Origin of the sequence: Paraplanobispora takensis (assembly GCF_016863195.1) — a bacterium.
GTDB classification, from domain to species: Bacteria; Actinomycetota; Actinomycetes; order Streptosporangiales; family Streptosporangiaceae; genus Planobispora; species Planobispora takensis.
Window position 1 is genome coordinate 33,091 of sequence record NZ_BOOK01000039.1, and the last position, 17,212, is coordinate 50,302.

The window sequence follows — 17,212 nt, forward strand, 5'->3', positions numbered from 1 at the left end:
TCCGCATGGAGGAGGCCGTCATCAGCACCTCGACACCGGCCGTCGAGCTCGCGGGGATCACCAAGCGTTTCCCCGGCGTCGTGGCCAACCGCGACATCTCCCTGTCCGTACGGCAGGGGCACGTGCACGCCATCGTCGGCGAGAACGGCGCGGGCAAGTCCACCCTCATGAAGATCCTGTACGGCATGCAGCGCCCGGACGAGGGGGAGATCCGCGTCAACGGCTCGGCCGTGACCTTCCGCTCTCCCTCCGACGCCATCGCCGCCGGCATCGGCATGGTCCACCAGCACTTCATGCTGGCCGACAACCTGACCGTCCTGGAGAACGTCGTCCTGGGCAGCGAGCCGCGCAAGGGCGGCATCGCCCTCGACTTCGGCACCGCGCGCAGGAAGATCAAGCAGATCTCCGACACCTACGGCCTGGGCATCGATCCCGACGCCATGGTCGAGGACCTGGGCGTCGGCGCCCGGCAGCGGGTGGAGATCCTCAAGGTCCTCTACCGGGGCGCGCGCATCCTGATCCTCGACGAGCCGACCGCGGTCCTCGTGCCCCAGGAGGTCGACGAGCTCTTCGGCAACCTGCGCGAGCTGGTCCGCGAGGGCCTGACGATCATCTTCATCTCGCACAAGCTGGACGAGGTGCTCTCGGTCGCCGACGCGATCACCGTCATCCGCCGCGGCACCACCGTGGCCAGCGTGGACCCCAAGGGCGTCACCGCCCGCCAGCTCGCCGAGCTCATGGTCGGCAGCGAGCTGCCCAGCCCCGAGACGCGCGAGTCCACCGTCACCGACGTGGTGGCGCTGTCGGTGCGGAAGGTGTCGGTGCACTCGCCGGACGAGCGCTGCATCGTGGACGGCGTCAGCTTCGACATCCGCAAGGGCGAGGTGCTGGGCATCGCCGGCGTCGAGGGCAACGGCCAGGCCGAGCTCGTCGAGGCCATCATGGGCATGCGTCCCGCCGACGGGCAGATCGTGCTCGGTGAGCAGGACATCTCCGCCTGGTCCACGTTGCGCCGCCGCGAGGCCGGCATCGGCTACATCCCCGAGGACCGGCACCGGCACGGCCTGCTGCTGGAGGCCCCGCTCTGGGAGAACCGCATCCTCGGCCACCAGACGCGCAAGCCCAACGTCAAGGGCCCGTGGATCGACCGCGGCGGAGCCCGCGCCGACACCCGGCGCATCGTCGAGGAGTACGACGTGCGCACCCCCGGCATCGACGTGGACGCCGCGGCCCTGTCCGGCGGCAACCAGCAGAAGCTGATCGTCGGGCGGGAGATGAGCGGCGACCCGGTCTTCCTCATCGCCTCCCACCCGACGCGCGGCGTGGACGTCGGCGCCCAGGCCGCGATCTGGGACCACCTGCGCGCCGCGCGCGCCGCGGGCCTGGCCGTCCTGCTGATCTCGGCCGACCTGGACGAGCTCATCGGCCTGTCCGACACGCTGAAGGTGATCCTGCGCGGGCGCATCGTCGCCGACGTGGACCCGCAGAACGTGACGCCCGAGCAGCTCGGCTCGGCCATGACGGGAGCCGGAGAAGCGGCATGACCATCCACGTAGTGCGCGCCGTACCCGGAACCCCCGGAGGCATCGAATGAACGCCGCAGAGTCCAGCTTCGCCGACCGCCTGCTCGGGCGGGTACGGCTGAGCGGCCTGCTCTCGCTGGCCGCGCCGCTGCTGGCGATCGTCTTCGCGGGCGTGGTCACCTCGATCGTCCTGCTGATCAGCGGCGACCCGCCGCTGGAGACGCTCGGGATCATGGCCGAGTACGGCGCGCAGCCGCGGTCGATCGTGCTGACGCTGAACTACGCGACGACCTACTATCTGGCCGCGATCGCGGTGGCGATCGGGTTCCGGATGAACCTGTTCAACATCGGCGTCGACGGCCAGTACCGCCTGGCGGCGCTGGTCGCCGCCGCGGTGGGCGGCGCGGTCGCCCTGCCCGGCCCGCTGCACATCGCCATGATCATAGTCGTGGCCATGCTGGTCGGCGCCGGATGGGCCTCGATCGCCGCCCTGCTCAAGGTCAAGCGCGGGGTCAGCGAGGTCATCTCCACGATCATGCTGAACGCCATCGCCACCTCCCTCGGCGCCTGGCTGCTCAACAAGGAGCGCCTGGCCGTCGAGGTCGCGGGCAGCAACAACATCGGCACCAAGCCGATCGCCGAGTCCGGGCAGGTGCCCGGTATGGCGATCATCCCCGGGACCGAGGCGAAGGTCTTCGGTCTGATCATCCTGGCGATCGTCGTGGGCGTGATCTACCACGTGCTGCTCAACCGGACCCGCTTCGGCTTCGACCTGCGCGCCACCGGCCGCTCGGAGACGGCCGCGGTCGCCAGCGGTGTGAACGTCAAGAGGATGATCATCGTCGCGATGCTGCTGTCCGGCGCGGCGGCGGGCCTGATCGGCATGCCCCAGCTGCTCGGGTCGTCCTACTCCTACAGCCTGGACTTCCCCACCGGCCTCGGCTTCACCGGCATCGCGATCGCGCTGCTGGGCCGCAACCACCCGGTCGGCATCGCCTTCGGCGCGCTGCTGTGGGCCTTCCTCGACACCTCGTCGAGCATCCTGCAGCTCCATGAGATCTCTCCGGAGATCGTCCTGATCATGCAGGGAACCATCGTGCTCTCGGTCGTCATCGCCTACGAGCTGGTCCACCGTTATCAGATCACGGCCGAGCAGCGCCGGGTGAGCAAGGAACTGGCGGGCGGGGCCTCGCCGCGGCCCGAAGGAGCGTCGGCATGAGCGCAAGCGGCCTGAAGACGGATCAGGCTCCGGTGGAGCCGACCGCGACCGCCGGCAGGTTCAAGCTCACCTGGCGGCTCCTGCTGATCGGCGTGGCCGCCCTGGTCTTCCTGCTGGCGGTCACCCGGTTCGTCACCGGCGCCGTCGACCTCACCTCGGGGGGCGCGATCAACGCGGCCGTCGCGCTGGCCGTGCCGATCGGCCTGGCCGGCCTCGGCGGTCTGTGGTCCGAGCGGGCCGGCGTGGTCAACATCGGCCTGGAAGGCATGATGATCCTGGGCACCTGGGCCGGCGCCTGGGGAGCCATCCAGTTCGACAACCCGTGGGCGGGCGTGCTCGCCGGCGCGGTCGGCGGCGCGGTCGGCGGCCTGCTGCACGCGGTGGCCACCGTGAGCTTCGGCGTCGACCACATCATCTCCGGTGTCGCGATCAACATCCTGGGCCTGGGCATCACCCAGTACCTGTCCAAGGTGACCTTCGCCGAGATGCCGGGCGGCGGGGACACCCAGTCGCCGCCGGTGCCCAAGCCCGGGGTCGTGAGCCTGCCGTGGGTCGGCGAGGCGCTGGCCGACCTGGAGGCCAGGCACTGGTTCCTGATCTCCGACGTGGCCGGGATCCTGCGGGGCCTGACCACCAACGTCTCGCTCTTCACCATCCTGGCGATCCTGCTGGTGCCGCTGACCTTCTACGTGCTGTGGCGTACGGCCTTCGGCCTGCGGCTGCGCTCCTGCGGCGAGCGGCCGGTCGCGGCCGAGTCGCTCGGCGTCAACGTCTACACCTACAAGTACGTGGCGGTCGTCATCTCCGGCGCCCTCGCGGGTCTGGGCGGGGCGTTCCTGTCGCTGGTGGCCTCCAGCGCCTACCGCGAGGGCCAGACCGGCGGACGCGGCTTCATCGGCCTCGCCGCCATGATCTTCGGTAACTGGCGGCCGGGCGGCCTGGCGGGCGGCGCGCTGCTGTTCGGCTACACCGACGCGCTCCAGCTGCGCCGGGGCGGCGAGTCCGTGCACGCGCTGCTGCTGCTCGTGGCGATCCTGCTCGCGGCCGTGGCGGTCCACCAGCTCGTCCGGCAGAACCGCAGCCGGGCCGCGCTGCTCACCGGTGTCTCGGCGCTCGCCGTGCTCGTCGCCTTCGCGCTGACCGACACCATCCCGCCGCAGTTCACCTCCGTCACCCCGCACATCACCACGCTGCTGGTGCTGTCGCTGGCCTCCCAGCGGCTGCGCATGCCGGCCGCCGACGGCCTGCCGTACCGGAAGGGTCAGGCGAAATGACCGACACGATCGACTGGGCCGCGCTGCGGGCGGAGGCCGTACGGGCCATGGGCAACGCCTACGCGCCCTACTCCAAGTTCCCGGTGGGCGCCGCCGCGCTGGTGGACGACGGGCGCATCGTGTCCGGGTGCAACGTGGAGAACGCCTCATACGGCGTCGGCCTGTGCGCCGAGTGCGGGCTGATCTCGGCGCTGCAGGCGAGCGGGGGCGGCCGGCTGGTCGCCTTCACCTGTGTGGACGGGCATGAGGAACTGCTCATGCCGTGCGGGCGCTGCCGCCAGTTGTTGTTCGAGTTCGGCGGTAACGCGCTGCTCGTGGAGACCGTGGACGGGCCGAAGCCAATGGCGGAGATCCTGCCGTACGCCTTCGGGCCCGACGACCTGAGCCGGGGGGCCTGATCATGGACGCCATCGACGTCATCGTCACCAAACGGGACGGCCGCGAGCTGTCGCGGGAGCAGATCGACTGGGTCATCGACGCCTACACCAGGGGTGTGGTCGCCGACGAACAGATGTCCTCGCTCGCGATGGCGATCCTGCTCAACGGCATGAACCGGCGGGAGATCGCCGAGTGGACCCAGGCCATGATCAGGTCGGGGGCCAGGATGGACTGGTCCGCGCTGCCGGGCCGTACCACCGACAAGCACTCCACCGGCGGCGTCGGCGACAAGATCACTCTGCCGCTGGCCCCGCTGGTCGCCGCGTGCGGCGGCTACGTCCCGCAGCTGTCGGGGCGCGGCCTGGGTCACACCGGCGGCACGCTGGACAAGCTGGAGTCCATCCCCGGCTGGCGGGCCCTGCTGTCCAACGACGAGATGCTCGACGTGCTGAGGAAGGCCGGGGCGGTCATCTGCGCGGCGGGCGACGGGCTCGCCCCGGCGGACAAGAAGCTCTACGCGCTGCGCGACGTGACCGGCACGGTCGAGGCGATCCCGCTGATCGCCTCCTCGATCATGTCCAAGAAGATCGCGGAGGGCACCGGCGCGCTGGTGCTGGACGTCAAGGTCGGTTCCGGTGCGTTCATGAAGACCGTCGACCGGGCCCGCGAGCTGGCCACGACCATGGTCGAGCTGGGCACCGACGCCGGGGTGAACACCGTCGCCCTGCTCACCGCGATGGACCGGCCGCTGGGCCGCGCGGTGGGCAACGCGCTGGAGGTGACCGAGTCCGTCGAGGTGCTCGCCGGCGGCGGGCCCGAGGACGTGGTCGAGCTGACCGTGCGCCTGGCCCGCGAGATGCTCCAGGCGGCGGGCGTCTCCGGCAAGGATCCGGAGGAGGCGCTGAAGGACGGCTCGGCGATGGACGCCTGGCGCCGGATGATCACCGCCCAGGGCGGCGACCCGGACGCCCTGCTGCCCAAGGCCGCCGAGACCATGGAGATCACCGCGCCCTCGTCGGGCGTGCTGACCGGGCTCGACGCCTACGGCGTGGGCCTGGCCGCCTGGCGGCTCGGCGCGGGCCGGGAGCGCAAGGAGGACCCGGTGTCCTTCGGCGCGGGGATCATGCTCCACGCCAAGCCCGGCGACATGGTCCGCCAGGGCCAGCCGCTGATGACCCTGCACGCCGACGAGACCTCGCGCTTCGAGCGGGCGCTGGCCGCCCTGGAGGGGTCCTACACGATCGGCGCCTCCGGCGACGGGGGCCTGCTCCCCCTGGTGATCGACCGCATCACCGCCTGACCGGCGTCTCCGCCCGACCCGCGTTCCCGGTTGCTCGCCGTACGGCGGCGCCGGGAACGCCCGCGCGGCCGCCCGCCGTACCGGCGCCATGGGAGAGGGCCGGAAGGGCGGCGGAGACGGCCGGTGCGTGCCTGTGCTCGGCGTGGGCCGCGTTGCTCCCGGTTCTCCGCGAGGGGTTCGGCGCGGGGCGCGCGGTCAGGGGGTGGGGACCGGTTCCGGGGCGGGCTCATCCTCGGGGGCGCAGGACGTCGGGGGAGGGGCGCCGGGGGCGAAGGCCGAGGTGATGACGGCACGGTGGGTGGGGACGGCCTCCGCGTGGCGTTCGCGGCCCTCCTCGGTGATGAGCACGTAGATGCCGCGGCGGTCGACCTCGCACATCCCCCGCCGGACCAGACCCGCCTTCTCCAGGCGGGCGATCAGCCGGGAGCACGCGCTCTGGCTCAGGTGGACGGCGTCGGCGATCTCCTGGACGCGGTACTTCTCCCGGCCGAGCTCGACCATGCGCTCCAGGACCTCGAACTCGCTCATGCCGATGCCGTGCCGGTCGGAGAGCGCCCGCTCCAGGGCGCAGGCGGTCGTGGCGTGCCTGGCCAGCACCTCACGCCACGCGCGGACAGCGGCATCCTCGCTCATGCGGCGGATCGTACCATGCGCGAACATTAAATGCACACGAATTAAATTCTCTTGCATTAGATGCGTATGCATGTATTGTTGGGCCCCATGATCCCTTCCTCCCATGAAGGACGCTGGGACGCGCGCCTGTGGGCCGCCCTGGCGGTCCTGTGCGCGGTCGTCTTCCTCGACGCCCTCGACGTCTCCATGGTCGGCGTCGCCCTTCCCTCCATCCAGGCGGACCTCGGGTTGTCCACCTCCGCCCTGCAATGGGTGGTCAGCGGCTACGTGCTCGGATACGGCGGACTGCTCCTGCTCGGGGGCCGCACCGCCGACCTGCTCGGGCGGCGCAGGGTGTTCCTCGTCGCGCTGGCGGTCTTCGCCGTGGCCTCCCTCCTCGGGGGCATCGTGGACGACGGCGGTCTGCTGATCGCCGCCCGGTTCGTCAAGGGCATCAGCGCCGCCTTCACGGCCCCCGCCGCCCTGTCCATCATCACGACCACCTTCGCCGAGGGCCCGGCCCGCAATCGGGCCCTCAGCATCTTCACCGCCTCCGGCGCCAGCGGCTTCTCGCTCGGCCTGGTCATCTCCGGCCTGCTGACCAGCCTCAACTGGCGCTGGACGTTCCTCATGCCCGTCCCCGTCGCGATCATCGCCCTGGTCGCGGCGCTGAAGTTCCTGCCCAGGCACCGCGAGGAGCGGGCCGAGGGCGGTCACGACCTCATCGGCGCCGTGACCATCACCGCCTCGATGCTGCTGCTGGTCTTCACCGTGGTGGAGGCCCCCGAGGCCGGCTGGGGATCGGTCCGCACCATCGGATCGCTGCTCGGCGCCGCCGCCCTGCTGGCCGTTTTCGTCATCGCCGAGCTGAAGGTCAGGCACCCGCTGGTACGGCTGGGCATCCTGCGCTCCGGACCGATCGTCCGGGCCAACCTCGGGCTGGTGATCCTGTTCGGCTCCTACGTCGGCTTCCAGTTCGTGGCGATGCAGTACTTCCAGAACTTCCTGCACTGGTCCGCCCTGGAGACCGCGCTGGCGTTCCTGCCCGCCGGCCTGCTGGTGGCCGTGACGTCCACCAAGATGGGGGACCTGGCCGACCGCTTCGGCACCGCCCGGCTGATCGTGATCGGCTCGGCGGCGCTGGCCGGGGGATACGCGTTCTTCCTGCGCCTGGACGGCGCCCCCAGCCTGGCCACGCTGATCATCCCCGGCATGGTCCTGCTCGGCGTCGCCTTCGCCCTGTCCTTCCCCTCACTCAACATCCAGGCCACCAACGGCGTGGCCGACGACGAGCAGGGACTGGCCTCCGGCCTGCTCAACACCTCCGGTCAGGTCGGCGGCGCGGTCGTGCTGGCGGTGGTGACGGCGGTGCTGACCTCCAGCACCGGCGCCGACCCGCTGGACGGCTTCCACGCCGCGATCGCGGTCTCCGCGATCCTCGGCCTGGTCGGGCTCGGCATCTCCCTCACCGGCCTGCTGGGATCCCGTACGGCCGTGCGGGAGGAGGAGAAGGTCCTGGAGACCGTCTGAGGACCGCGTTCCCCTTCCGCGACCGGGGCCCGGAAGAGGACTGATCCCGCCGCCGCGGAGGGCCCGCCCTCCGCGGCGGCCTCTCCCATGCCGTCTCGATATCCACCCCGCGGACAGGGAGATGTGGCTGAACCTTTCATGGGTATGGCACGTCCTACCAGGCAGGAGGCCCACATGAACCGTTCCCGTGCCGCGTTCGCCCTCGTCCCCCTCGTCCTGCTGCTGACCGGCTGCGGCGGCGAGGCGACCCGGGCCACCTCCGCGCCCGCCGCGCAGGAGAGCACCGCCGAGACCACGGCCGCTCCTGAGCCGGTCTCCCCGGACTCCTCGCCGGGCTCCTCCTCGGACCGGTCGGTGGGGCCGGCCGACCTCAAGCCGCCGACCGGGACCCGGACGGTGGAGGTCAAGCGGAGCCTGGACGAGCCGCCGATCGTCACCGGCGTGCGCTACGCCGAGCACCGGGGCTTCGACCGGGTGGTCGTCGACTACCGGGGCGACCTGCCGGGATACCGGGTCGAGTGGGTGCCCGAGCTGGTCCAGGACGGGTCGGGCGAGCCCATCGAGGTCGAGGGCGGGGCCTACCTCCAGGTGACGATCATCCCGGCCAACGCCCACGACGAGGACGGGGCGCCGACCTGGAAGGGCGGACCGATCTTCAAAGCCGGCCTGGGCAACGTGAAGAACGTCGTCAAGACCGGTGACTTCGAGGCCGTGGTCGGCGTCGGCATCGTGCTGGAGCACCGGGCGGGGTTCCGCGTGAAGGAGTACCGCTCGCCGAACCGGCTGGTCATCGACGTCGCCCACTGAGGCGTGGCCCACTGAGGGGCCCGGCCGGGCCGGTGACAAAATGGTCTGATGGTACGGAAAATCGATAGCGCGACACGGATCCCCGTCCCGGGCGGCAAGGTCATCGACGAGTACGTCGGCCGGGTCAACAGCGGCGAGAGCGCGATCTCGATCGCGCACATGACGGCCCCGGCCGGATGGGACGAGCCCGCCCAGGCGCCGGAGTTCGCCGAGTACACCCTGGTGCTCAAGGGTACGGTCATCGTGGAGCACGCCGAGGGCGTCACCGAGGTCCACGCCGGTCAGGCGTTCGCGTGCGAGCCGGGGGAGAAGATCCGCTACAGCTGCGGTTCCGAGGGCGCGGAGTACGTCGCCGTCTGCCTGCCCGCCTTCTCTCCCGAGACGGTCCACCGCGACGAGTGACGCGGTGACGCGGTGACCGAACGACCAGCTGACCACCTGACCGCCTGATCGACGCAGATCGCCGACGGGACCCTGACAGTAGGATGACGAGATGAGCCAGCCACCCACCCTTGAGGAGATCCGCCGGGCCCCGAAGGTCCTGCTCCACGACCACCTCGACGGTGGTCTGCGGCCGGAGACCATCGTCGACCTGGCCCGCGAGACCGGCTACGACCGGTTGCCCACGACCGACCCGGACAGCCTGCGGACCTGGTTCCAGGAGGCCTCCGACTCGGGTTCGCTGGAGCGCTACCTGGAGACCTTCGACCACACGGTCGGCGTCATGCAGACGCGCGAGTCGCTGGTCCGGGTCGCCGCCGAGTGCGCCGAGGACCTCGCGAACGACGGCGTGGTCTACGCGGAGGTGCGCTACGCGCCCGAGCAGCACACCTCCCGGGGGCTGAGCCTGGAGGAGGTCATCGAGGCCGTTCTGGAGGGGTTCAGGATCGGCTCCGAGGGCCGGGGCATCCGGGTGGGCACGCTGCTGACCGCGATGCGTCACCAGGCCAGGTCCATGGAGATCGCCGAGCTCGCGGTCCGCTACCGCGACGTCGGCGTGGCCGGGTTCGACATCGCCGGAGCCGAGGCGGGCTACCCGCCCACGCGCCACCTGGACGCGTTCGAATACCTGCAGCGGGAGAACGCCCACTTCACCATCCACGCCGGCGAGGCCTTCGGCCTGCCGTCCATCTGGCAGGCGATCCAGTGGTGCGGCGCCGACCGGCTGGGCCACGGCGTGCGGATCATCGACGACATCGCGGTGTCCGGTGACGGCGAGCCCAAGCTCGGCCGCCTGGCGGCCTACGTCCGTGACAAGCGCATCCCGCTGGAGATGTGCCCCACCTCGAACCTGCAGACGGGCGCCGCCTCCTCCATCGCCGAGCACCCGATCGGGCTGCTGCGGCGCCTGAACTTCCGGGTCACCGTCAACACCGACAACCGGCTGATGAGCGCGACGACCGTCTCGCAGGAGTTCGCCAAGCTGGTGGAGGCGTTCGGCTACGGCTGGGACGACATGCAGTGGTTCACCATCAACGCCATGAAGTCGGCCTTCCTGCCCTTCGACGACCGCCTGGCGCTCATCAACGGGGTCATCAAGCCCGGGTTCGCGCGGCTCAAATGGCAGGCGTGAGCGGGCGCCCGGTGAGGCGGGCCCGATGAGACAGGTGTTCCGGTCGAAGCTCGCCCTGATCCTCGGCTGGGTGTGGATGGTCTTCGCCGCACTCAGCGCGGCCGACCTGATCATCCGCTACAGCGGGCCGTCCTCGATGGTCGCGGCGGCGGTGCTGGGCGTGCTGACGGCGCTGGTCTACATCACCTGCCTGCGCCCGGCGGTCATCCTGACCGAGGAGAGCCTGCGGGTCCGCAACCCCTTCAGGACCGTCTCCGTGCCCTGGGCGGATGTGGACGACGTCGTGGTCTCCCACGCGATCACGATCACCGCGGCGGGGCGGGTCGTCCGCTGCTGGACGCCCCAGACCACGGCCAGGGAGCGGGCGGCGGCCACACGGCGCGGGCAGTCCGCCCCGCAGCGCGGCGCTTTCGCGACCGAGCCCGTCCGCACCAAGGGGGAGCAGGCCGCGGCCGAGGCGCTGTCGGGCAGGACCCACGCCGACTGGGTGGCACAGCAGATCACCGAGCGGGCCGAGGCCGCCCGCCGCTCCGCCGCCTCCCGCCCCGGACCCGCGTCCCCGGCCGCATCGGGAACCCCCGCCGAACCCGGCGGAGCGGCGTCCGGCCCGGCCGGCTCGACGGCCTCCACCGATCCGACGGCCTCCGGCGGCTCCACCGCGGCCGGTGCCGGAGCACTGCGCATCGGCTGGGCCCCGGACGCCCTGGCCGCCGTCGGGGCCGCGCTCGTCCTCATCGTGGCCGCCGTCATCGTCTCCTGAGCCGCCTCCCCGCGGGGGGTCAGCTCCCCCGGGGACGCCAGGCGCCGACGAGGTCGTCGGGGGTGACCAGCCTGACCTCGGCGGTCTCCGTACCGCTCCGGGAGACGGCGAAGAGCGGGACCTCGGCGCCGGCGCCGGGCAGCTTCGAGCGGCGGATGATGAGCTCGTGCAGGTCGCGCCGGTCGAAGGGGCGGTCCTCGCGCCAGGTGACCGCGCCGACCATGGTGATCGTCTCGCCGACCGGCTCGCGGTCCGCCCCCACGATGTCGATCTCCGGGTCGCCGGTGCGGGTCCAGTAGCCGCCGACCGCGCCCGTGCGCCGGGGCAGCCCGTCCATCCGCCGCAGCGACTGCCTGACCAGGGGGACCACGGCCGCGCCGCGCCAGGAGTCCCAGGAGCCGAGCACACGGGCGAGGGCGAGGTCGCCCCGCCCCCGTTCGATCTCCGGGAGCCCGGGGCCGACGAAGGACAGCCAGAACCACAGATGCGCGTCCGCGACCCGGTAGCGGGTCTCGCGTGAGGGCCGGGTGGCCAGCGGCAGGTCGGCGACGACCAGCCGCCTGTCCACCAGGGACTGCAGCGCCCGGTTGAGCGAGGCCCGGGGGACCTCGGGGACGGCGCGGCCGATGGCGGAGTGGGTGCGCGCCCCCGAGGCGACGGCGTTCAGCACGGCCCGCGCCTGCGCGTCCGGGGCCATCTCCGCGGCGAGGGCGCGCTCGCCGGTCACCACCAGCGCCGAGGCGGGGTCGGCCAGGGCGCGCCGGAGGTACTCCCCGGTCGTGAGCCCCCGCGGCCACCTCCCGCAGATCATCGGCAGGCCGCCGGAGACCAGGCGGGCGTCGACGGCCTCGGCCGCGGGCAGTTCCAGGGCGTCGGCCACGTCGGCGGGGGTCAGGGGGTGGACCACCATCTCGGTGGCCCGCATGTAGAACGGCCGGCCGGGCCGGTTGACCGCTTCCATCACCGGCAGGTCCGAGCCGACGAGGACGAGCAGCACCGGGCGGCGCGACAGCTCGCGGGCGAACGTCACCTGCAGCGTGCCCTCGAAGTCCGGGTCGGCGGCCAGCAGGTGCGGCAGGTCGTCCACGACGAGGATGCTCGGGGCGTCCTGGGGCAGGGCCGCGGCCACCAGGGCCAGCGCGTCCTGCCACGACCCGGCGGACCGCCCGGCCAGGCCCCCGTCGCCGGGGAGGCCGGAGGCGCCGGCCGCGGCGAGGAACTCGCGCAGCTGCTGGGCCGGTGACCCGGGGGGAGCGGAGTAGAACACGCAGGGGACGCCCGAGCGGCGGGCGAACTCCTCCACCAGGCGCGACTTGCCGACGCGGCGGCGCCCGCGCATCAGGACGGCCCGCCCGGGCCGCCCCCCTCTGCCGCCCGACTCCACCCGGTCCAGCAGAAGCTGGAGTTTTCCCAGCTCAGCAGGCCTTTCAATGAACCGGTCCATCGCCCTCCGACGGTCTCGGCCGTGAGACTCTCCGCAGTGAGACTCTCCGTCCCGAGACCATCGCAAGCGGCCGTCTCCTCCATGAGATGACCAAATGCGCTCAGACTCCCGCCGGGGACGGCCGGACGGCCCGACCCCGGACGGCTACAGACCCAGGACGGCGGACAGGTCCGTCTTCAGGGCGTCGAGATCCCGTACGGCCTGCGCCCGCGCGCCGGCGACCTCGCCGTCCACCGGGACGACGACCTCCAGATAGCACTTGAGCTTCGGCTCGGTGCCCGAGGGCCGGACCACGACGCGGGCGCCGCCCGCCAGGACGTACCGCAGGCCGTCGGTGGGCGGCAGGCCGCCCGCGCCCAGGCTCAGATCCTCGGCCGACTCGACCGCGCGGCCGCCGAGCTGTGCGGGCGGGGTGGCGCGCAGGCGGGCCATGGCCCCGGCGATCAGCGACAGGTCGGCGACCCGGACCGAGAGCTGGGAGGTGGCGTGCAGGCCGTACCTGCGGGCCTGGTCGTCGAGCAGGTCGAGCAGGGTGCGGCCCTCGCGCTTGGCCCGGGCGGCCATGCCGGCGACGGTCAGGGCCGCGCCGATGCCGTCCTTGTCGTGGACGGGCAGGCCGGTGTCCGAGCCGACGCTGTAGCCCAGCGCCTCCTCGTAGCCGAAGACCATGCCGTCACCGGCCTTCATGATCCACTTGAAGCCGGTGAGGGTCTCGGCGTAGCGCACGCCGTACTCCGCGGCGATCTTGCCGAGCAGGGACGAGGAGACGATGGTGGTGGCCACCAGCCGGTCGCCGGAGGTGCTCGCGATCACGTGCTCGCCCAGGAGCGCGCCGACCTCGTCGCCGGTGAGCATCCGGTAGCCGCCGCCGGGCAGCGGCACGCCCACCGCGCAGCGGTCGGCGTCCGGGTCGTTGGCCAGCACGATGTCGGCGTCGATCTGCCCGGCCAGCTCCAGCGCGAGGTCCATCGCGCCGGGCTCCTCCGGGTTGGGGAAGGAGACGGTGGGGAAGTCCGGATCGGGATCGGCCTGGGCCTTCACGGTCACCGGGCTCGCGAACCCGGCGGCCAGGAACGCGGCCGTGAGCGTGACGCCGCCGACGCCGTGCAGGGGGGTGTAGGCCACCCGCAGGTCGCGGTCCTCACCGAGCGGCAGCAGGGTCACCGCGTCCAGGTAGGCGGCGACGATCTCCTCGCCGAGATCGGTCCAGGCGGGGTCGGACGGAGAGCCGAGGGGAAGCTCGGAGACCGGCCCGGCGGCGTCGATGGCCGCGGAGATCTCCGCGTCGATCGGCGGCACGATCTGGGAGCCGTCGCCCCAGTAGACCTTGTAGCCGTTGTCCCGGGGCGGGTTGTGGCTGGCGGTGACGGTCACGCCCGCGTCCGCGCCCAGGTGCCGTACGGCGAAGGCCAGCACGGGGGTGGGCAGCGGGGCGGGCAGCAGCGACGCCCGCAGCCCCGCGCCGGTGAGCACGGCCGCGGTGTCGCGGGCGAAGACGTCGGAGTTGTAGCGGGCGTCGTAGCCGATCACGACGTGCCGGTCGGGGCCGAGGACGGCGGCCAGGCCGGCGGCGGCGCGCATGACGGTGACCCGGTTCATCCGGTTGGGCCCGGCGCCCAGCTCCCCGCGGAGCCCGGCGGTGCCGAACTCCAGCTTGGCCTGGAACCTGTCGCGCAGCGCCGTCTCGTCGCCGCCGGAGAGGAGGGCCTCCAGTTCGGCCCGGGTCTGCGGGTCCGGGTCCTGGGCCAGCCAGGCCTGTGCGAGCCGTACGAGATCGCTGCTCATGTCACCTCACGCTCCGGGGCGGGGGGATCGCCCCCGCCGGTTGTGCCTGGAGTCCGCGGGGCCCGTGCCCGGTCGGACGGGGCCCGCGGCCGCTTACAGCTTGCTGACGACCTGGCCGAGCAGTTCGCCCATCCGGGTGGCGGTGGCGCGGCCGACCTCCAGCACCTCCTGGTGGTTCAGCGGCTCGCCGACCAGACCGGCGCCCGGGTTGGTGACCAGGGAGATGCCGAGCACCTCGGCGCCGCCCTCGCGGGCCGCGATGGCCTCCAGCACGGTGGACATGCCCACCATGTCGCCGCCGATGGTCCGGCACATCTGGATCTCGGCCGGGGTCTCGTAGGTCGGGCCGCGGAAGGCGATGTAGACGCCCTCGGCCATGCCGGGGTCGACCTCGCGGACCAGGGCGCGCAGCCGCCGGGAGTAGACCTCGGTGAGGTCGATGAAGGTGGCGCCGGTCAGGGGGTTGGCGCCGGTCAGGTTGATGTGGTCGCTGATCAGGATCGCCTCGCCGACCTTCTGGGTCTCCGGGCGCAGGCCGCCCGCGGCGTTGGTCAGCACGACCGTGCGCACCCCGGCCTTGATCGCGGTCCGCACGCCGTGCACGACCGGCTCGACGCCCCGGCCCTCGTAGAGGTGGGTGCGGCCGAGGAGGATCAGGGCGCTCGCGCCCGTCGCGGTCCGCACGGCGCGGATCCGGCCCGCGTGACCGGCCACGGCGGCGGGGGTGAACCCGGGCAGGTCGGTCACCGGGATCTCGGCGAGGGTCTCTCCGATCGCGTCGGCGGCCGGGACCCAGCCCGACCCCATCACCAGCGCGACGTCGAAGGAATCGACTCCGGTGGCGCTCCTCAGCGCGATCGCGGCGTCCGTGGCGAGTGCATAAGGGTCATTGGTCACCTCACCGAGCGTACTCGTCCGGTCCCCCGGACCACGCCGGGGGCGCGTCGCGTCGCCCGGTGACGTGCCCACCGGCCGCCCGGCGGCGTGTCGTCCGCTAGCCGCCCAGCGACGTGCAGGGACGGCCGCGCAGCGCCTTGACGTAGTCGTCGGGGGCTCCGGCGTGCTCCGCGGCGTCGGCCAGGATGCCGAGGTAGCGCGCCGAGGGCAGGCCGCCCTCGTAGCCGTCGAGCACGTAGAACCAGGCCACGACCTCGCCGTCCAGGGTCTGCACCCGCAGCCGCACCTTGTGGTAGAGGCCGCGGATGGCGCCCTCCCACTGGTCGAGGGAGGTCTCGTCCCACTCGGGGACGTCGTAGAGGACGACGAAGACCTCTTCGGCGGGATCCTCGACGATGGTGGCGAGCGCGCCCTCCCAGCCGAGGTCGTCCCCTCCGAAGGTCAGACGCCAGCCCTGCAGCCAGCCCGACCCCCGCATGGGGGAGTGCGGGGCCCGCTGGGCCATCTGCTTGGGGTCCATGTTGCTGCCATAGGCGGCGTAGACAGGCACGGCATCCAAGAGTAATCCACGATCGCGGAGATGCTCACTCTCCGGCGGCGCGCCGCTAATTTTCTCCGAATATGGGTGGTTTCCCTGATTCCGGGCCGTCACCGAGGGGGACCGGGCGGTGATGCGGTCCGGCGATGCGGGACAATGGGGGACGTGACAAGGATCGTGATCATCGGTGGCGGGCCCGGCGGATACGAGGCGGCCCTGGTGGCGGCGCAACTCGGGGCACAGGTCACCGTGGTCGAGCAGGACGGTCCCGGCGGGGCCTGCGTGCTCACCGACTGCGTGCCGTCCAAGACCCTGATCGCGACCTCCGTCCGGAAGCAGGCGCTGCTCGACGCCGCCGCCCTCGGCGTGCACTACAGCGGCGGCCCCGACGGCGACGTGGGCAGCCCGGTGGCGGACATGCCGCTGGTCAACACGCGTGTGAAGGAGCTGGCCCAGGCGCAGTCCGCCGACATCGCCGCGCGGCTGGCCGCCGAGGGCGTCGAGGTGGTCAGGGCTCCGGGGCGGCTGGTGGACCCGCAGGTGGTCCGGGCCGGCGACCGGACGATCCGGGCCGACGTCGTGATCGTGGCGACCGGCGCCACCCCGCGCATCCTGCCCACCGCCGAGCCCGACGGCGAGCGCATCCTCACCTGGCGGCAGATGTACGACCTGGAGGAGCTGCCCGAGCACCTCATCGTGGTCGGCTCCGGCGTCACCGGCGCGGAGTTCGCCGGCGCCTACCGCTCGCTCGGTTCCGAGGTGACGCTCGTGTCCTCGCGCGACCGGATGATGCCGAACGAGGACGCCGACGCCGCCGAGGTCCTGGAGGAGGTCTACCGGCGCCGCGGGATGAACGTCATGGGCCGCTCCCGCGCCGAGTCGGTCAAGCGCACCGCCGACGGAGTGGTGGTCACGCTGGAGGACGGCAGGACCGCCGAGGGCAGCCACTGCCTGATGACCGTCGGCATGGTCCCCAACACCGCGGGGATCGGCCTGCAGGAGGCCGGGGTCACCCTCGACCGGGGCGGGTTCATCCAGGTGGACAAGGTCTCCCGCACCTCCGCGCCGGGCGTCTACGCGGCCGGCGACTGCACCGGCGTGCTGATGCTCGCCTCGGTCGCCGCCATGCAGGGCCGCATCGCCGTCTGGCACGCCCTCGGCGAGGCCGTCCAGCCGTTGCGCCTGGCCACCGTGGCCTCCAACATCTTCACCGACCCCGAGATCGCCGCGGTGGGCGTCGCCCAGAAGGCGATCGAGGCCGGCGAGATCGACGCCAACGTGGTCAAGCTCCCGCTGGCCACCAACGCCCGGGCCAAGATGCAGGGCTTCCACGACGGCTTCGTGAAGCTGTTCTGCCGCCCGCACACCGGCATCATCCTGGGCGGCGTCGTGGTCGCCCCGCGCGCCTCCGAGCTGATCCTGGCGGTCTCGGTGGCCGTGCAGCAGCGCCTCACCGTGGACCAGGTCGCCCACACCTTCGCGGTCTACCCGTCGCTGTCGGGCTCCATCACCGAGGCCGCGCGCCGCCTGATGCAGCCGATGACCCCCACCGGCATCTGACGACGGCGCTCA

The 17,212-nt window shown here is 72.4% G+C and carries 16 protein-coding genes; 11 read left to right on the forward strand and 5 right to left on the reverse strand.

Annotated elements, in window-relative coordinates; all coding sequences use genetic code 11:
• The first annotated feature begins 5 nt into the window (after nt 1-5).
• From Pta02_RS27090 to Pta02_RS27110, 5 genes are read left to right on the forward strand one after another with little or no spacing between them, the layout of a single operon-like run.
• Complete coding sequence (locus tag Pta02_RS27090; protein WP_203877850.1) at nt 6-1,544, forward strand: ABC transporter ATP-binding protein; 1,539 nt, start codon at nt 6-8, stop codon at nt 1,542-1,544.
• Between the two features lie 46 nt (nt 1,545-1,590).
• The gene (locus Pta02_RS27095; RefSeq protein ID WP_203877768.1) at nt 1,591-2,742 is read left to right on the forward strand and encodes an ABC transporter permease; all 1,152 of its coding nucleotides are present in this window, start codon (nt 1,591-1,593) and stop codon (nt 2,740-2,742) included.
• Nucleotides 2,739-4,016, forward strand: coding sequence for an ABC transporter permease (locus Pta02_RS27100; protein ID WP_203877769.1), 1,278 nt, complete (start codon nt 2,739-2,741; stop codon nt 4,014-4,016). Before Pta02_RS27095 ends, Pta02_RS27100 begins: the two co-directional genes overlap by 4 nt.
• Entirely contained in the window at nt 4,013-4,414 is a 402-nt protein-coding gene (locus Pta02_RS27105) for a cytidine deaminase (protein ID WP_203877770.1), read from the forward strand. Before Pta02_RS27100 ends, Pta02_RS27105 begins: the two co-directional genes overlap by 4 nt.
• A 2-nt stretch (nt 4,415-4,416) precedes the next feature.
• Nucleotides 4,417-5,694 (forward strand): thymidine phosphorylase, encoded by a 1,278-nt coding sequence (locus Pta02_RS27110; protein WP_203877771.1) that lies wholly within the window; start codon nt 4,417-4,419, stop codon nt 5,692-5,694.
• A 195-nt stretch (nt 5,695-5,889) separates the two neighbouring features.
• Here Pta02_RS27110 and Pta02_RS27115 read toward each other — a convergent pair whose 3' ends face one another.
• Nucleotides 5,890-6,327 carry a MarR family transcriptional regulator gene (locus Pta02_RS27115; protein WP_239131256.1) on the reverse strand — a complete coding sequence of 146 codons (438 nt, stop codon included), beginning with the start codon at nt 6,325-6,327 and terminating at the stop codon, nt 5,890-5,892.
• Nucleotides 6,328-6,414: 87 nt separating this feature from the next.
• Between Pta02_RS27115 and Pta02_RS27120 the strand changes: the two genes are divergently transcribed.
• From Pta02_RS27120 to Pta02_RS27140, 5 genes are all read left to right on the forward strand, one after another.
• A complete protein-coding gene (locus tag Pta02_RS27120; RefSeq protein ID WP_239131257.1) occupies nt 6,415-7,836 on the forward strand; it encodes an MFS transporter in 1,422 nt (473 codons plus the stop codon).
• 174 nt (nt 7,837-8,010) lie between these two features.
• Nucleotides 8,011-8,643: an AMIN-like domain-containing (lipo)protein gene (locus Pta02_RS27125; protein ID WP_203877774.1), complete on the forward strand. Its 633-nt coding sequence runs from the start codon at nt 8,011-8,013 to the stop codon at nt 8,641-8,643.
• Between the two features lie 48 nt (nt 8,644-8,691).
• The gene (locus tag Pta02_RS27130) at nt 8,692-9,045 is read left to right on the forward strand and encodes a cupin domain-containing protein (protein ID WP_203877775.1); all 354 of its coding nucleotides are present in this window, start codon (nt 8,692-8,694) and stop codon (nt 9,043-9,045) included.
• Between the two features lie 91 nt (nt 9,046-9,136).
• The gene (locus Pta02_RS27135; protein WP_203877776.1) at nt 9,137-10,216 is read left to right on the forward strand and encodes an adenosine deaminase; all 1,080 of its coding nucleotides are present in this window, start codon (nt 9,137-9,139) and stop codon (nt 10,214-10,216) included.
• Between the two features lie 25 nt (nt 10,217-10,241).
• The gene (locus Pta02_RS27140) at nt 10,242-10,976 is read left to right on the forward strand and encodes a PH domain-containing protein (protein ID WP_203877777.1); all 735 of its coding nucleotides are present in this window, start codon (nt 10,242-10,244) and stop codon (nt 10,974-10,976) included.
• A gap of 19 nt (nt 10,977-10,995) precedes the next feature.
• On the opposite strand, the gene Pta02_RS27145 is transcribed toward Pta02_RS27140, so the two are convergent.
• From Pta02_RS27145 to Pta02_RS27160, 4 genes are all read right to left on the reverse strand, one after another.
• On the reverse strand, nt 10,996-12,420 hold the full coding sequence (locus Pta02_RS27145; protein WP_203877778.1) for an ATP-binding protein: 1,425 nt from the start codon (nt 12,418-12,420) through the stop codon (nt 10,996-10,998).
• A gap of 144 nt (nt 12,421-12,564) precedes the next feature.
• Entirely contained in the window at nt 12,565-14,205 is a 1,641-nt protein-coding gene (locus tag Pta02_RS27150) for a phospho-sugar mutase (protein ID WP_203877779.1), read from the reverse strand.
• Between the two features lie 93 nt (nt 14,206-14,298).
• Nucleotides 14,299-15,102 (reverse strand): purine-nucleoside phosphorylase, encoded by an 804-nt coding sequence (locus Pta02_RS27155; RefSeq protein ID WP_203877780.1) that lies wholly within the window; start codon nt 15,100-15,102, stop codon nt 14,299-14,301.
• 97 nt (nt 15,103-15,199) lie between these two features.
• A complete protein-coding gene (locus Pta02_RS27160) occupies nt 15,200-15,652 on the reverse strand; it encodes a gamma-glutamylcyclotransferase family protein (protein ID WP_203877781.1) in 453 nt (150 codons plus the stop codon).
• A 153-nt stretch (nt 15,653-15,805) separates the two neighbouring features.
• Between Pta02_RS27160 and Pta02_RS27165 the strand changes: the two genes are divergently transcribed.
• Nucleotides 15,806-17,200, forward strand: a complete 1,395-nt coding sequence (locus Pta02_RS27165) for an NAD(P)H-quinone dehydrogenase (protein WP_203877782.1) — start codon at nt 15,806-15,808, stop codon at nt 17,198-17,200.
• Nucleotides 17,201-17,212 lie beyond the last annotated feature (12 nt).

What these genes read in the sequence shown, in the direction of transcription:
- Pta02_RS27090 (WP_203877850.1), top strand. Translation starts at nt 6, where the DNA reads ATGGAGGAGGCCGTCATCAGCACCTCGACACCGGCCGTCGAGCTCGCG.
- Pta02_RS27095 (WP_203877768.1), top strand. Translation starts at nt 1,591, where the DNA reads ATGAACGCCGCAGAGTCCAGCTTCGCCGACCGCCTGCTCGGGCGGGTA.
- Pta02_RS27100 (WP_203877769.1), top strand. Translation starts at nt 2,739, where the DNA reads ATGAGCGCAAGCGGCCTGAAGACGGATCAGGCTCCGGTGGAGCCGACC.
- Pta02_RS27105 (WP_203877770.1), top strand. Translation starts at nt 4,013, where the DNA reads ATGACCGACACGATCGACTGGGCCGCGCTGCGGGCGGAGGCCGTACGG.
- Pta02_RS27110 (WP_203877771.1), top strand. Translation starts at nt 4,417, where the DNA reads ATGGACGCCATCGACGTCATCGTCACCAAACGGGACGGCCGCGAGCTG.
- Pta02_RS27115 (WP_239131256.1), bottom strand. Translation starts at nt 6,327, where the DNA reads ATGAGCGAGGATGCCGCTGTCCGCGCGTGGCGTGAGGTGCTGGCCAGG.
- Pta02_RS27120 (WP_239131257.1), top strand. Translation starts at nt 6,415, where the DNA reads ATGATCCCTTCCTCCCATGAAGGACGCTGGGACGCGCGCCTGTGGGCC.
- Pta02_RS27125 (WP_203877774.1), top strand. Translation starts at nt 8,011, where the DNA reads ATGAACCGTTCCCGTGCCGCGTTCGCCCTCGTCCCCCTCGTCCTGCTG.
- Pta02_RS27130 (WP_203877775.1), top strand. Translation starts at nt 8,692, where the DNA reads ATGGTACGGAAAATCGATAGCGCGACACGGATCCCCGTCCCGGGCGGC.
- Pta02_RS27135 (WP_203877776.1), top strand. Translation starts at nt 9,137, where the DNA reads ATGAGCCAGCCACCCACCCTTGAGGAGATCCGCCGGGCCCCGAAGGTC.
- Pta02_RS27140 (WP_203877777.1), top strand. Translation starts at nt 10,242, where the DNA reads ATGAGACAGGTGTTCCGGTCGAAGCTCGCCCTGATCCTCGGCTGGGTG.
- Pta02_RS27145 (WP_203877778.1), bottom strand. Translation starts at nt 12,420, where the DNA reads ATGGACCGGTTCATTGAAAGGCCTGCTGAGCTGGGAAAACTCCAGCTT.
- Pta02_RS27150 (WP_203877779.1), bottom strand. Translation starts at nt 14,205, where the DNA reads ATGAGCAGCGATCTCGTACGGCTCGCACAGGCCTGGCTGGCCCAGGAC.